Consider the following 13,337-nt stretch of genomic DNA (forward strand, 5'->3'; position numbering starts at 1 on the left):
ATTTAGTCGTGGCCAATGGGCCATGCAGCAAGAAAGTGGGCTAGCGCTCATGAACACTCGATGAGTATGCCGAAATGAGCATTACAACTAACTAGAGGCCCTGGCGCGCAAAAAAGACGCTGGGCCTGAAGGAGATAAGTGGCTAAGGTCCGCGTCTACGAGCTAGCAAAACAGCTCGGACTCGAAAGTAAACAATTAATCGCAAAACTTAACGACATGGGCGAATTCGTTCGCTCCGCTTCCTCCACGATCGAGGCCCCAGTGGTTCGTCGTGTCAAGGAGAAGTTCGAACAAGAGGGTGGCCAGGCCGAGGCCAAGAAGGCGCCCACAAAGTCTAAGGCGGCTAGCCGTAAGGCACCCGCGCCCGGTGCGACTAATGCTCCGGTAGAAACCAAAGAACCGATAAAGCCGAGCGCGACTGTGGCTGCCGAAAAGGCCGACAAGACTGCAAAGACTTCGTCTGCTAAGCCGGCTGCCAAGAGCGTATCGGCGGCTACGAAAGCTACGCCGGCTGCAATGCCTGGTGCGAATACCGCGTCCCGTAACGCTCCTCGCCCCAGCCAGGCTGGTGTAGTGCCGTCGACCTCGAAGCCGATCAGCGCCGAGAAGCCCGCCGCTAAGCCTTCGAGCCCTGCACAGGCTCCAAAACCTGCTGCCAAGCCAGCGCCGAAGCCCAGTCCTCGCATTACACCGAAGACTGCGCACCAGAGTGCTGCGAAGGCTAAGCCGGCGCCGAGCAATCAGGTGCGCCGCAGCAGCGGCAAGCCGCGTCCGGGCAACAACCCGTTCAGCTCCACGCAAGGCATGGGCCAGTCCCGTCACGGTTCGCAGCGTCGTGGTTCCGGTGGCTCGCAGCGTCCGCGCTCCGGTGCAGCCACGCCTGCGATGCCTCGTCCAGGCGGCACTTCCGGAATGCCCAAGCCGAACCCTGCGATGATGCCGAAGCGGGCAAATAACGCTCTCAGTAAGACCTCGAGCGGTCGCGGAGGACGCCGTGGAGGCCGCTCCAATAACAACAATGGCCCCGGCGGTTTCGGACGTCCAGGAGGTGCACCGCCTCGTGGTCGTACCTTCCGCGGCAGCACCCAGGGTGCATTCGGTCGCGGCAGCGGTGGCCGCAAGCGCAAGTCTAAGAAGCAGCGCAGGCAAGAATTCGACGAAATGAAGGCACCGGTAATTGGTGGCGTACGCATTCGCAAGGGTGACGGTCAGACCGTTCGCCTGCGTCGCGGCGCCTCGCTTACCGATCTGGCCGAAAAGATCGACGTCGATGCAGCACAGCTCGTACAGGTGCTGTTCAACATGGGCGAAATGATCACGGCTACTCAGTCGGTTCCCGACGAGACACTGGAGATCCTTGGCGCCGAGCTGGATTACAACATCCAGGTAGTTTCTCCCGAAGACGAGGATCGCGAGCTGCTGGAAAGCTTCGACCTCGAGTTCGGCGAGAACGAGGGCGGCGAGGAAGATCTGTCCGCTCGTCCGCCGGTCGTCACCGTTATGGGTCACGTTGACCACGGTAAAACCAAGCTGTTGGACGCCCTGCGACACTCGAACGTTCAGGCTAAGGAGGCCGGTGGCATTACCCAGTCCATCGGTGCCTACCAGATCGAGACTGAGGTGGAAGGCGAGACTCGCCCGATCACCTTCATCGATACCCCGGGCCACGAGGCCTTCACGCAGATGCGTGCTCGTGGTGCGAAGTCGACCGATATCGCGGTTCTGGTTGTCGCGGCCGATGACGGCGTCATGCCTCAGACAATCGAGGCGATGAACCACGCCAAGGCCGCTGATGTTCCGATCGTGGTTGCTGTCAACAAGATCGATAAGCCTACTGCCGATCCGGCCAAGGTTCGCGGCCAGTTGATGGAATTCGGACTGACTCCGGAGGACTACGGCGGCGACACGATGTTTGTCGATGTTTCCGCGGTCACGGGCAAGGGCATCGACGATCTACTCGAGGCGATCGTCCTAACCGCAGACGCGGCACTAGACCTGCGCGCCAACCCGGACATGCCGGCTCAGGGCGTCGCTATTGAGGCCCACCTAGACCAGGGTCGCGGCCCGGTGGCCACCGTCCTCATCCAGCGCGGTACGCTGCGCAAGGGCGAGTCCATCGTCGCCGGATCTTCGTACGGCCGCGTTCGTGCGATGATCAACGACCGTGGCGAATCCGTGGACGAGGCTCCGCCTTCGGCTCCGGTTCAGGTTCTCGGTCTGACCAGCGTTCCTGGTGCAGGCGACAACTTCCTTGTCGTCGACGACGACCGCGTCGCGCGTCAGATCGCCGATAAGCGTGAGGCACGCATGCGCGCCGCAATGCAGGCTGCAAGCAGCCGCCGCAAGACCCTCGACGAGCTGTTCGAACAACTCGAGAAGGGCGAGACCAGCGAGTTGACGCTGATCCTGAAGGGCGATGGAGCCGGCTCCGTCGAGGCCCTGGAGGATTCGCTGAGCCGTATCGAGGTCGGCGACGAGGTCAGCCTGCGCGTCATCGACCGCGGTGTTGGTGCCATCACCGAGACCAACGTTTCGCTGGCAGCCGCGAGCGATCCGCACGCCGTCATCATCGGTTTCAACGTTCGCCCCACGGCTCAGGCCGCGAAGCTGGCGGACCGCGAGAACGTCGACATCCGTTACTACTCGGTCATTTACGACGCGATCGACGAGATCGAGGCTGCTCTCAAGGGCATGCTCAAGCCGATCTACGAAGAGAAGACTCTTGGCCAGGCGGAGATTCGTCAGATCTTCCGCAGCTCCAAGGTTGGAAACATCGCGGGCTGCATGGTCGAGAATGGGCTCATCCGACGCAACGCCAAGGCAAGGCTGCTGCGCGATGGCGTCGTCGTTCGCGAGACCAGCATTGACTCCTTGCGTCGTGAAAAGGACGACGTCACCGAGGTCCGCGAGGGCTTCGAATGCGGTGTGACCCTCGAGCACTACGACGACATCCAGACCGGTGACGTCATCGAGTGCTACGAGATGGTGGAAAAGCCACGCGACTAGGAGAAGCATGACTAATCCGCGTATTGGAAAGATCGCAGACCAGATTCGTAAAATCATCGCGCAGTTGCTCGAGCGTCGTGTGAAGGACCCCCGCCTAGGGTTCGTCACGATCACCGACGTTCGGGTGACCGGCGACGGTCGTGAAGCTACGGTCTTCTACACCGATTTCGGTTCGTCCCTAGACGGGCGCGAAGCGGACGCCGTGGACGGCAAGACTGACACGGCGGCGGCTCTCGAATCTGCCAAGGGCATGATGCGCAGCGTCATAGGCAAGAAGCTCGGTATGAAATTCGTGCCGACCCTGACTTTCGTCCCCGACGGCTCCCAGGAGTCCGCCCGCGAGATCGAAGAACTCCTAGACAGGGTTCGCATCGCGGACGAACAGCTGGCCAGCCAACGAGGCGATAAGTTCGCCGGCGACGCCGATCCATATCGTGCTGATGAGTGATTCTGGAATTCTGATTGTCGATAAGCCCGCCGGGCTGACCAGCCAGCAAGTGGTTGGTCGGGTCCGGCGGGTCTTCGATGCTAGGAAAAGAAAGTTGAAGGTTGGTCACGCGGGCACGCTCGACCCGATGGCCACCGGCGTTCTGATCGTGGGCGTTGGCAAGGCAACAAGGCTTTTGGGTCATCTTGCGCTGCACGACAAGGCCTATTCTGCAACCATTCGATTGGGCCAGTCGACCTCCACAGATGACGCAGAGGGCGAACTGATCCAGGCTAGCGATGCAAGCTCCATCAGCGAGCAGCAGCTAGCCGAAGCAATCAAGCCGCTGACAGGCGACATCATGCAGGTGCCCAGCTCGGTGTCTGCGATCAAGGTGAACGGGAAGCGCGCCTACGCTCTGGCCCGAAAGGGCGAGGACGTGGCGCTAGCCGCCAGACCAGTGACCGTCAGTCGCTTCGACGTGCTAGATGTTCGCAAGTTGGGCGAGGTCTTGGATGTTGATGTCGAGGTCGAAGTGAGCTCTGGAACATACGTTCGCGCACTTGCCAGGGACCTAGGCGAAGCGCTCGGCGTCGGCGGCCACCTGACGATGTTGCGTCGCAGCAGGATTGGCCGCTACAACTTGGCGGAGGCGGTGGCTCTCGACGACATTAGCGAAGAAGCCATGATGCCGATGGCTCAGGCCGCCCGGTTTAGCTTTCCCGTACGAAACGTGGACGAAGCTCAGGCGCGAAACGTCGGCTATGGCAAACCGCTAGACATCACCGTCGAGGGGCCAGTAACTGGTTTGGTCGATCCGGAAGGTAACCTGATCGCGCTCTACGCACCAGATGACTCGGGCGCAAAGCCGCTTGCAGTGTTGATCTGATAAATCAGGTGAATCTAAAAAGTCGCCCGAAGTTCGGGCGACTTTTTCGGTTTGAGCCGATTAGTGGGTGGCAAGCGAGAAGTAATCCGCGATGCCGTTCAGCGTCATCTGCACGGCCACGATGACCAACACCATGCCCATCAGGCGTTCGATAGCAGTCAAAGTCTTTTCACCAAACAGCTTGATCAGGGACTGCGAGAAGAACAGCACGATGGCGGTGACGAGCCAAGAGACGATAAGCGCCAGCAGATACCAAGCAATGCCCTCCGGGTTGCGCGAGACGAGCACGATTTCCATCGCCAACAGACTTGGCCCGGCGACGTAAGGCACGGCGAGCGGCACGATGAAGGGCTCGTCCTCCGGCACCCTTTCGCTCAACGAATAGGTTGGCGTCGGGAAGATCATGCGCAGCGCGATCAGCATCAAGATGACGCCACCCGCAACAGTCAGAGCAGGTGGAGAGACATCGAAAATCTTCATGAACGTCTGGCCGCCGAACAAGAATACGAGCATGACGACCAGCGCGATAAGCAACTCTCGAACCACGATTCTGCGCCTGCGGCGGGCTACCGTGTGGCGAAGAGCCGTGAGGAAAAGCGGAATATTTCCGAGCGGATCCATGATGAGGATAAAGATTGCAGCAGCTGAGATAAACAATTCCACGCAAGGCAGATTAGCGCAGTTGGTTAATTCACGCTTCTTGCCTCTAAGCTGATGTGCGGTTCACTCATCGATTTCGGAGGTCTCAATGCGCCGCAGCGTGGTGTTGATCGGAAACTTTGACGGTGTCCATCTCGGTCACCAGTCGCTGATCGATCGCGCCCGAGCACACGCAACAGCCCTCACGGACGATGAGGGGCCGCTGCCCGTGCTGGCGGTTACTTTCTGGCCGCATCCGACGAAAATTTTTAATCCAGAGCACACACCTAAGCTGCTGTGCCCGCTGCCCGAACGCCTGGATCTGCTGACCTCCAACGGCGTCGACGAGGTCCGCGTGGTTCAGTTCACCGAAGAGATCTCCGGGTGGAGCCCGCAGCAATTCATCGAGACGATCTTGATGCCGCTGAACCCGGCAGCAATAGTCGTCGGCGAGAACTTCCGATTCGGCAAGAAGGCGGCAGGGACTCCGCAGGATCTGCGCGAGTATTCAGCCGGTCTTTCAGACGGCTTCGACGTAGACGAGGTTGCCCTGGCCGAGATCGAGAATCGTGTTGCCAGTTCCAGCGCGATCAGAGAGTCGCTGCAGGCCGGGGACGTCGAGACTGCCGCGGTTAATCTAGGGCGATATTTCCGGGTCAGGGGAGTGGTGGTCGTCGGTGATCAACGCGGCCGACTGCTCGGTTTCCCGACCGCGAACCTGCCCATCAGTTCCGAATACGAGGTGCCCGCGGATGGCGTCTACGCCGGCTGGGTTAGAGTGCTCGATGATCCGGACGTGAAAATGCCTGCCGCGATCAGCGTTGGCTCCAACCCGACCTTCGACGGCGTTCTCAATCGACGCGTCGAGTCTTACGTGCTAGACCGCGACGACCTCGAGCTTTACGGAAAGTGGATCGCGGTGGACTTCGTCGCCCAACTGCGCGGAATGATCAAATTTAGCTCTGTCGACGAGCTCGTCAAGCAGATGAATAAGGACGTGGAAAAAACCCGCGAGCTGCTGGCCCCGTCCGCCTAGGTCCTTCGCCTTGCCAGGCGATTTAGGTGGCTGGGCGCCAAACTGCTAGAGTATTCAATCGCCGTCTGATCGGCCGCGGATGCCCAAGAGCAACTTAAGTTGCGCCGCGCAACGGGAAACTGAAAGGAGAGCTGTCTTCATGGATGCAGCTGAAAAGAACAAAATTATTGAAGAGTACGCAACGCACCCGGGTGACACTGGTTCTCCAGACGTTCAGATTGCGCTGCTGAGCAAGCGAATCTCCGACCTGACCGAGCACCTGAAGGTCCACAAAGGCGACCACCACTCTCGCCGTGGCCTGATGCTGATGGTTGGTAAGCGTCGTCGTCTGCTCAACTACGTGGCTAAGGAAGACATCAACCACTACCGTGAACTCATTAAGCGGTTGGGTCTGCGCCGGTGACGTTTTGACTTATTTGGGGAGTGGCTGCTCGAGCGGTCGCTCCCCATTGGCGTGTAATGGACAATCTGCATGCCAAGTTCCCCGAGTTAAGTGGATAATGCAAGGGGAAGCGAAAAACTAAATAGGTACTGGGGAATGCGGTTTGGTCCTCGGTAGTGGCTGCCGGGAAGAATGCCCGTTGGCCTCGATCGAAGACCGGCCCGTGGTTTCCCCCTTAAAAACAGCCGAGGCGCAGATTCGCCCGGCTACGACTACATAAGGAGGACCCGTGGAGGGACCTGAAATCAAATACTCTGAGGCCATTATCGACAATGGCAAATTCGGCAAGCACGTAATGCGCTTCGAGACCGGTCTGCTGGCTCAGCAGGCCGACGGCGCCGCCGCCGTTTACATGGATGGCGACTCGATGCTGCTTTCCACCACCACAGCGCAGAAGACCCCGCGCGAATCCATCGACTTCTTCCCGCTGACTGTTGACGTCGAGGAGAAGATGTTCTCCATCGGCAAGATTCCGGGCAGCTTCTTCCGTCGCGAGGGACGTCCCAGCGACAACGCCATCCTGGCTTGCCGCCTGATTGACCGCCCGCTGCGTCCGGCTTTCGTTAAGGGCCTGCGCAACGAGGTTCAGGTAGTTGTCACCGTGCTCGCCATGGACCTGAACGTTCAGTACGACGTTGTTGCTATCAACGCGGCTTCGATGTCCACCCAGATCGCAGGCCTGCCGTTTAGCGGCCCGATCGGTGGCGTCCGCATCAGCCTGATCGACGATCAGTGGGTTGCGTTCCCGACCTACGAGCAGGACGCTTCAGCGACCTTCTCGATGGTTGTTGCCGGCCGCGTGCTGGCCGATGGCGACATCGCCGTCATGATGGTTGAGGCTGGCGGCACCGACGCCACTTGGGACAACGTTCGCGCAGGCAAGACCGCCCCGACCGAAGAGGTCGTCGCCCAGGGTCTTGAGGCTGCCAAGCCGTTCATCAAGGTTCTTTGCGACGCTCAGGCCGAGCTCGCCGAGCAGGTCAATAAGGAAACCTACCCATTCCCCGTATTCAAGGAATACGAAGATGACGTCTACGAGGCAGTCGAGAAGCTGGCCTCTGACGAGCTGGACCGCATCATGCAGATTGCCGACAAGCTCGAGCGTCAGGACGCCGAGAAGGAACTCAAGAACAAGGTCGTCGAGGAACTCGTCGCCAAGGAGGAGTTCGCCGAGCGCGAGGCCGAAATAGGTGGCGCCTTTAAGGCAGTTCAGAAGAAGATCGTGCGCAACCGCGTCCTAAAGGAAGGCAAGCGCATCGATGGTCGTGGCCCCAAGGACATCCGCACGCTGAGCTCTCAGGTTGGCATCATTCCACGCGTTCACGGCAGTTCGCTGTTCCAGCGCGGCGAGACCCAGGTCATGGGCATCACCACGCTGAATATGCTCGACATGGAGCAGAAGCTCGACACCCTGAGCCCGAACAACACCAAGCGCTACATGCACCAGTACGAGATGCCGCCGTATTCCACCGGTGAGACTGGCCGCGTCGGCTCCCCGAAACGTCGTGAGGTTGGCCACGGTCACCTGGCCGAGCGTGCTATCACCCCGGTTCTTCCGGCCCGCGAGGAATTCCCCTACGCGATTCGCCAGAATTCGATGGCGGTTGGCTCCAACGGCTCCACTTCCATGGGTTCGGTTTGTGCATCCAGCCTGGCTCTAATGAATGCTGGCGTTCCGCTGCGCGCCCCGGTCGCAGGCATCGCAATGGGCCTGATGAGCGAGACCGACGAGAACGGTGAGACCCACTACCTGACCTTGACCGACATCCTGGGTGCTGAGGACGCGCTCGGCGACATGGACTTCAAGGTTGCAGGCCCCGAGGGCTTCATCACCGCCCTCCAGCTCGACACCAAGCTAAACGGCATCCCGGCTGACGTTCTGGCTGCCGCCCTGAAGCAGGCTCACGAGGCTCGCATCACCATCCTGGACGTTATGAACGAGGCAATTAACGAGCCCGACGAGATGGCTGAGACCGCGCCGCGCATCATCACCGTCACTATCCCGACCGACAAGATCGGCGAGGTGATCGGGCCTAAGGGCAAGATCATAAACCAGATCCAGGACGAGACCGGCGCCAACATCTCCATCGAGGAGGACGGCACCGTCTACGTCGGCGCCGACAACGGCGAGTCCGCGGAGGCTGCGCGCAAGCAGATCAACGCGATCGCTAACCCTGTCATGCCGCAGAAGGGCGAGCGTTATCTGGGTACCGTCGTCAAGCTGACCAACTTCGGCGCATTCGTCTCCTTGCTCCCGGGCAAGGATGGCCTGCTGCACATCTCGAAGCTGCGCAAGCTGAACGATGGCAATCGCGTCGAGTCCGTCGAGGACGTCGTCAGCGTCGGCCAGAAGCTGCAGGTTGAGATCACCGACATCGACGACCGTGGCAAGCTGTCGCTCAGCCCGGTGGTTGAAGAAGAAAAGTCCGAGGACGCCGAGGCATCCGAGGAGTAATTCTTCAAATAAATAAATAACTTTGATTGGCGGCCCCTCTGGGCCGCCAATTTTTATTCATATTTTTGTCACCAGCACCTAGTAGTGTTCGTTGTAACGAAGTGAGGAGATTCTAAGTGATAAAGGTTGCAGTTTTTGGGGCAAAGGGTCGCATGGGTCAACGCATTTGCCAGGCGGTCGAAGAAGCCGAAGACATGGAGCTGGTTGCGGCGATTGACGCAGGAGAGGACCGCGAACCGGCCAAAGCTGCGGATGTGGCGATCGATTTCACCGTCCCCGACGCGGTTCTTGGCAATATCGAGTGGTGCCTGAGCAATAACGTCCACACCGTAGTTGGCACCACGGGGTTCACAGACGAAAAGTACGACAAGGTTCGCAAATGGCAGGCTTCCAGCAAGGCGAACGCGCTCATTGCGTCGAACTTCTCTATCGCTGCCGTGCTGATGATGAGCTTTGCAGCGAAGGCAGCCCCGTTCTTCGAGTCCGTAGAGATAATCGAGCTGCACCACCCCGACAAGTTAGATGCGCCATCGGGTACCGCGCAGACCACCGCCCGCGCGATCTCTCAGGCACGAGAAAAGGCCGGCTGCGCGCAGATTCCCGATGCCACCCAGACAGATCCGAATGGGGCTAGGGGAGCGCAGATCGACGGCGTTCACATCCACGCGGTTCGCTCCCGCGGTCTGTTCGCTCACCAAGAGGTCATCTTCGGTAACCCCGGCGAGCAGTTGACCGTCCGCGACGATTCATTCGATCGCGGCAGCTACATGCCCGGCATCCTGGCCGCAGTTCGCGCTATTGGCGATCGCCCTGGCCTGACAATCGGCATAGACGAACTTTTAGGAGTCTAAATTGCGTACTGCCCTCAAGTGGATTCTCGGCATTTTGATCGTGGTCGCCCTTGCGGTGGGCTTCGTTGTGGCGGATACAGCGGTCAAACGAAACGCCGAGATCGCCACCCGCGATCAGATCATGCAGGAGTTCTCAAGCGAATCGGGGCCTGCCGGCGCGAACGTGAAGTTCGATGGTTTCCCGTTCATGAAGTATTTTTTCAACCACAAAATCTCTTCCGGCACGCTCCAGGCCGACAACCTGTACATTGCCGACCAGGACTTCCGCATTGCCAAAGCAGACTTGAGTTTCGACACTGTGTACTTGCCGAAAGAGGGCAGCGGCAAGGTTGATTCTGGGCTGGGCACATTTACGCTTTCCTACGATGAACTGTCCAGGAAAACCGGTAACGAGCTCAGCATGTATTACGCGGGCGACGAGCGGGTCGGGGCCAAAGGGAACGTGGAAATCATGGGCACCAGCTCCAAGATGGACATCACTTTCGGCCTAGAGCTGGCCGGCAACGAGATCCGTTACAAGGATGTCAAGGCGCAGTTCGCGGGCTTCACGATTCCTGAGGAACTATTGAACAGCGAGGAGGCCCAGAAACAGATGGCCACTACGCTGCCTGAGGCCCCCGGCTTGACCTACGAGTCTTTGACCCCCACCGAAGAAGGACTTGTGGTCGGCGTTTCAGTCAGCGGATTGGAGCTGCCGGCATAGTCGTCGGGCTTGCCTTTTGAGTTGGCGAGCCCCACTTCCTAGCGCGCCAAAGGTGAAGCTCGCTTGAGATCGCGATAGTTTATAACTCATGGCACGACTATTTGGAACTGACGGCGTCCGTGGCGTCGCAAACATAGATTTAACAGCAGATCTGGCCCTGAAACTTTCGGTGGCAGCTGCGCACGTGCTCGGCGAGGCTGGGGCGTTTAGCGATAAGCGTCCTCGCGCGATCGTCGGGCGCGACACCCGAATCTCCGGGTCTTTCCTGAAAGCCGCCGTATGTGCTGGTCTGGCTAGCGCGGGTGTGGACGTCGTCGACGTAGACGTAGTGCCGACCCCCGGTCTTGCGCACCTGGTGGCTAGCGAAAAATTCGACCTGGGCGTCATGCTTTCCGCAAGCCACAACCCGATGCCCGACAACGGCATCAAGTTCTTCCAGCGTGGCGGCGTTAAGCTTGATGACGCGATCGAGGACGAGATCGAGCGCCAGCTCGACGCCAAGTGGCAGCTGCCAACCGGCGCCAAGGTTGGCGACATCACCTTCGACGACACACTGCTCGGCAAGTACATCGAGTACCTCGCAGAAAGCCTGAATGGTGAGTCCCTAAAGGGTCTGAGGGTCGTCTTGGACGGGGCTAACGGCTCCTCCTCCTACACTGCCGTTCCGGCTTTCGAGAAGGCCGGCGCCGAGGTCATCGGCATCAACGTGGAGCCCAATGGCCTGAACATCAACGACAACGCCGGATCCACCCACATCGATGGCCTTCGCAAGGCCGTCATCGAAAATGGTGCAGACGCCGGTTTCGCCATGGACGGCGATGCCGACCGCTGCTTGGCAGTCGACGCTGAGGGAAACGTAGTCGACGGCGACCAGATCATGGCGATTCTCGCTCTAGCGCTCAAATCGCAGGGCAAACTGCACGGCGACACTTTGGTTGCGACGATCATGAGCAACCTCGGCCTGAAGCTTGCCATGAAGGCCAACGGCATCAGCATCGACCAGACGAAGGTGGGCGACCGTTACGTGCTGGAATCCATGCAGGCAAACGGCTTCACCCTCGGTGGCGAACAGTCCGGCCACGTCATTATCAGCGAATACGCCAACACCGGTGACGGCGTCTTGACCGCTCTGCATGTTGCAGCTGCCATGGTCCGCCAGGGCAAACCGCTTGCCGAGCTCGCCAGCGTAATGAAGCAGCTGCCGCAAGTGCTTATCAACGTCCCTAACGTCGACAAGCTGCGCGCCTCCTTGGATCCTGAGATCACCCAGGCCGTGACCTCCGCAAATCAGGAACTCGGCGGGACCGGCCGCGTCGTCCTGCGGCCGAGCGGAACCGAGCCTCTGGTCCGCGTCATGGTTGAGGCCCCGACCCAAGAAAAGGCCGACGAGGTGGCACACCGCCTTGCCGAACTGGTCGCCGAACGCCTCGCGCTGTAAAACCAACAAATCTCAAATGTCCCCGGAGGATTCCGGGGACATTTTTCTGTCCTACTTGTTTTTTCCTTCTGCTGGATTTGGGCCTCCTCGTCTGGTGTCGCATATCGTGGTTGATCTTGTAGCTTCTGGGCGGTTGCTGGTCTGGGTTGCTTTGTAGAGCGAGTAGCCGTGTCTTCGTTCATCTCTTATCGCTTGCGCGATGAACGAGCTATCACTCTCGCCACGCCTCGATGCTCGTCAAACCAACCCAGCCCAGCACCCTCACTTTTAAAAGTGGTCACCGCGTCGCCAGTGAAAATTAACGTGGAAGAAATTGTTCGTAGTCGGACTTTTTGGTTCCCGCTAATTTGAGAATTTTTAGTGGGTGCAGAAAAGTTCGTAGTCGAATCTTTTGGTTCCCGTTGATTTTGCGGATACAGCGTATAGCCGCTGGGTAGGTGCCTAGATCTTGCGGATTCGCACGTGGCGGATCGAGTGGTCGGAGGACTTGCGTAGCACGACGGTTGCGCGTTCGCGGGTCGGGTCGATATTGGCTCGAAGGTTCGGGCCGTTAGTGGTCTCCCAGATCGAAAGCGAGGTTTCTCGGGCTTCGGAGTCGTCCAGAGTGGCGTACTTGTGGAAATAGCTGCTCGGGTCCGCGAAGGCGCTGGAGCGCAGTGCTAGAAAGCGGGATAGGTACCAGCGGCGAATGTCGGCCTCGTCGGCGTCCACGTAGACGGAGAAGTCTAGGAAGTCGCTGACGGTGAGCCGCTGACCATTGCGTTGAATGGTGGCGGGCTGCAGAACGTTCAGGCCCTCGACGATTAGCACGTCTGGCTGTTCGATGACGATTTTGTCGTCCTTGACGATGTTGTAGATGAGGTGCGAATACTTCGGCGCGACCACCCTCGGATTGCCCGATTTAACCGCGATGACGAATTCGAGCATTGCGCGCTGGTCGTAGCTTTCGGGGAAGCCCTTGCGATCAAGGATTCCGCGGCGCTCTAGCTCATCGTTGGGGAAGAGAAAACCATCGGTCGTCACCAGATCCACCTTCGGCGCGGAAGGTTGCCTGCGCAGCAGCTCGGCGAGGAGCCGAGCAGTGGTGGATTTGCCGACGGCGACGGAACCGGCTACGCCGATCACGAACGGGGTGCGGGTGGGCTTGATGCCCAAGAATTCGTTGGAATTCGAGTACATCCGCGCGGTGTTTTTGCGATAAAGCTCGACAAGTTGAGTCAGCGGCAGGTAGACCTCTTCGACGTCCTGCAGGCTGGTTGGGTCTTGCAGGCCCCTGAGTTTTTCAAGGGTCGCGCTATCGAGCGTCGTGTGCGAGGCTTGGGCCAGTTGCGCCCAACTCTGCCTTGGAAGGATTAGCCAGGGCCTGTTAGGCGACTGGCGGACTGCGATACTCATTTGCATCAAGCTTAGGGTCCCGGCGGATAAGCTCCCAAAATATTACAGTTGAAAAG

At 59.3% G+C, this 13,337-nt stretch carries 11 protein-coding genes; 9 read left to right on the top strand and 2 right to left on the bottom strand.

Annotation, left to right across the window (positions count from 1 at the left end; all coding sequences use genetic code 11):
* The first annotated feature begins 138 nt into the window (after positions 1-138).
* Genes infB through truB form a run of 3 tightly spaced genes read left to right on the top strand, consistent with a single transcriptional unit; the run spans position 139 to position 4,322 of the window.
* Complete coding sequence (infB, locus tag G556_RS0104940; protein ID WP_028821977.1) at positions 139-3,006, top strand: translation initiation factor IF-2; 2,868 nt, start codon at positions 139-141, stop codon at positions 3,004-3,006.
* A gap of 7 nt (positions 3,007-3,013) precedes the next feature.
* Positions 3,014-3,454 carry a 30S ribosome-binding factor RbfA gene (gene rbfA, locus G556_RS0104945; RefSeq protein ID WP_016455564.1) on the top strand — a complete coding sequence of 147 codons (441 nt, stop codon included), beginning with the start codon at positions 3,014-3,016 and terminating at the stop codon, positions 3,452-3,454.
* Positions 3,447-4,322 (top strand): tRNA pseudouridine(55) synthase TruB, encoded by an 876-nt coding sequence (gene truB / locus G556_RS0104950; RefSeq protein WP_028821978.1) that lies wholly within the window; start codon positions 3,447-3,449, stop codon positions 4,320-4,322. Before rbfA ends, truB begins: the two co-directional genes overlap by 8 nt.
* Positions 4,323-4,382: 60 nt before the next feature.
* Here truB and G556_RS0104955 read toward each other — a convergent pair whose 3' ends face one another.
* Positions 4,383-4,985, bottom strand: coding sequence for a MarC family protein (locus G556_RS0104955; RefSeq protein ID WP_028821979.1), 603 nt, complete (start codon positions 4,983-4,985; stop codon positions 4,383-4,385).
* 85 nt (positions 4,986-5,070) lie between these two features.
* Between G556_RS0104955 and G556_RS0104960 the strand changes: the two genes are divergently transcribed.
* From G556_RS0104960 to glmM, 6 genes are all read left to right on the top strand, one after another.
* The gene (locus tag G556_RS0104960; RefSeq protein ID WP_028821980.1) at positions 5,071-5,997 is read left to right on the top strand and encodes a bifunctional riboflavin kinase/FAD synthetase; all 927 of its coding nucleotides are present in this window, start codon (positions 5,071-5,073) and stop codon (positions 5,995-5,997) included.
* Between the two features lie 139 nt (positions 5,998-6,136).
* Complete coding sequence (gene rpsO, locus G556_RS0104965; protein WP_016455568.1) at positions 6,137-6,400, top strand: 30S ribosomal protein S15; 264 nt, start codon at positions 6,137-6,139, stop codon at positions 6,398-6,400.
* A 268-nt stretch (positions 6,401-6,668) separates the two neighbouring features.
* Positions 6,669-8,894: a polyribonucleotide nucleotidyltransferase gene (locus G556_RS0104970; RefSeq protein WP_028821981.1), complete on the top strand. Its 2,226-nt coding sequence runs from the start codon at positions 6,669-6,671 to the stop codon at positions 8,892-8,894.
* Positions 8,895-9,010: 116 nt separating this feature from the next.
* Positions 9,011-9,745, top strand: coding sequence for a 4-hydroxy-tetrahydrodipicolinate reductase (dapB, locus tag G556_RS0104975; RefSeq protein WP_028821982.1), 735 nt, complete (start codon positions 9,011-9,013; stop codon positions 9,743-9,745).
* A gap of 1 nt (position 9,746) precedes the next feature.
* The gene (locus G556_RS0104980; protein ID WP_028821983.1) at positions 9,747-10,448 is read left to right on the top strand and encodes an LmeA family phospholipid-binding protein; all 702 of its coding nucleotides are present in this window, start codon (positions 9,747-9,749) and stop codon (positions 10,446-10,448) included.
* Between the two features lie 88 nt (positions 10,449-10,536).
* Positions 10,537-11,886: a phosphoglucosamine mutase gene (glmM, locus tag G556_RS0104985; protein ID WP_028821984.1), complete on the top strand. Its 1,350-nt coding sequence runs from the start codon at positions 10,537-10,539 to the stop codon at positions 11,884-11,886.
* Positions 11,887-12,327: 441 nt separating this feature from the next.
* On the opposite strand, the gene coaA is transcribed toward glmM, so the two are convergent.
* Positions 12,328-13,287, bottom strand: a complete 960-nt coding sequence (gene coaA, locus G556_RS0104990) for a type I pantothenate kinase (protein WP_016455573.1) — start codon at positions 13,285-13,287, stop codon at positions 12,328-12,330.
* Positions 13,288-13,337 lie beyond the last annotated feature (50 nt).

The sequence above is a fragment of the Propionimicrobium lymphophilum DSM 4903 genome (genome assembly GCF_000423485.1).
Classification (GTDB): Bacteria; Actinomycetota; Actinomycetes; order Propionibacteriales; family Propionibacteriaceae; genus Propionimicrobium; species Propionimicrobium lymphophilum.

Excerpts from the sequence above, each read along its gene's own strand:
- rbfA (WP_016455564.1), top strand. The coding sequence starts at position 3,014 with ATGACTAATCCGCGTATTGGAAAGATCGCAGACCAGATTCGTAAAATC.
- truB (WP_028821978.1), top strand. The coding sequence starts at position 3,447 with ATGAGTGATTCTGGAATTCTGATTGTCGATAAGCCCGCCGGGCTGACC.
- G556_RS0104960 (WP_028821980.1), top strand. The coding sequence starts at position 5,071 with ATGCGCCGCAGCGTGGTGTTGATCGGAAACTTTGACGGTGTCCATCTC.
- rpsO (WP_016455568.1), top strand. The coding sequence starts at position 6,137 with ATGGATGCAGCTGAAAAGAACAAAATTATTGAAGAGTACGCAACGCAC.
- glmM (WP_028821984.1), top strand. The coding sequence starts at position 10,537 with ATGGCACGACTATTTGGAACTGACGGCGTCCGTGGCGTCGCAAACATA.
- coaA (WP_016455573.1), bottom strand. The coding sequence starts at position 13,287 with ATGCAAATGAGTATCGCAGTCCGCCAGTCGCCTAACAGGCCCTGGCTA.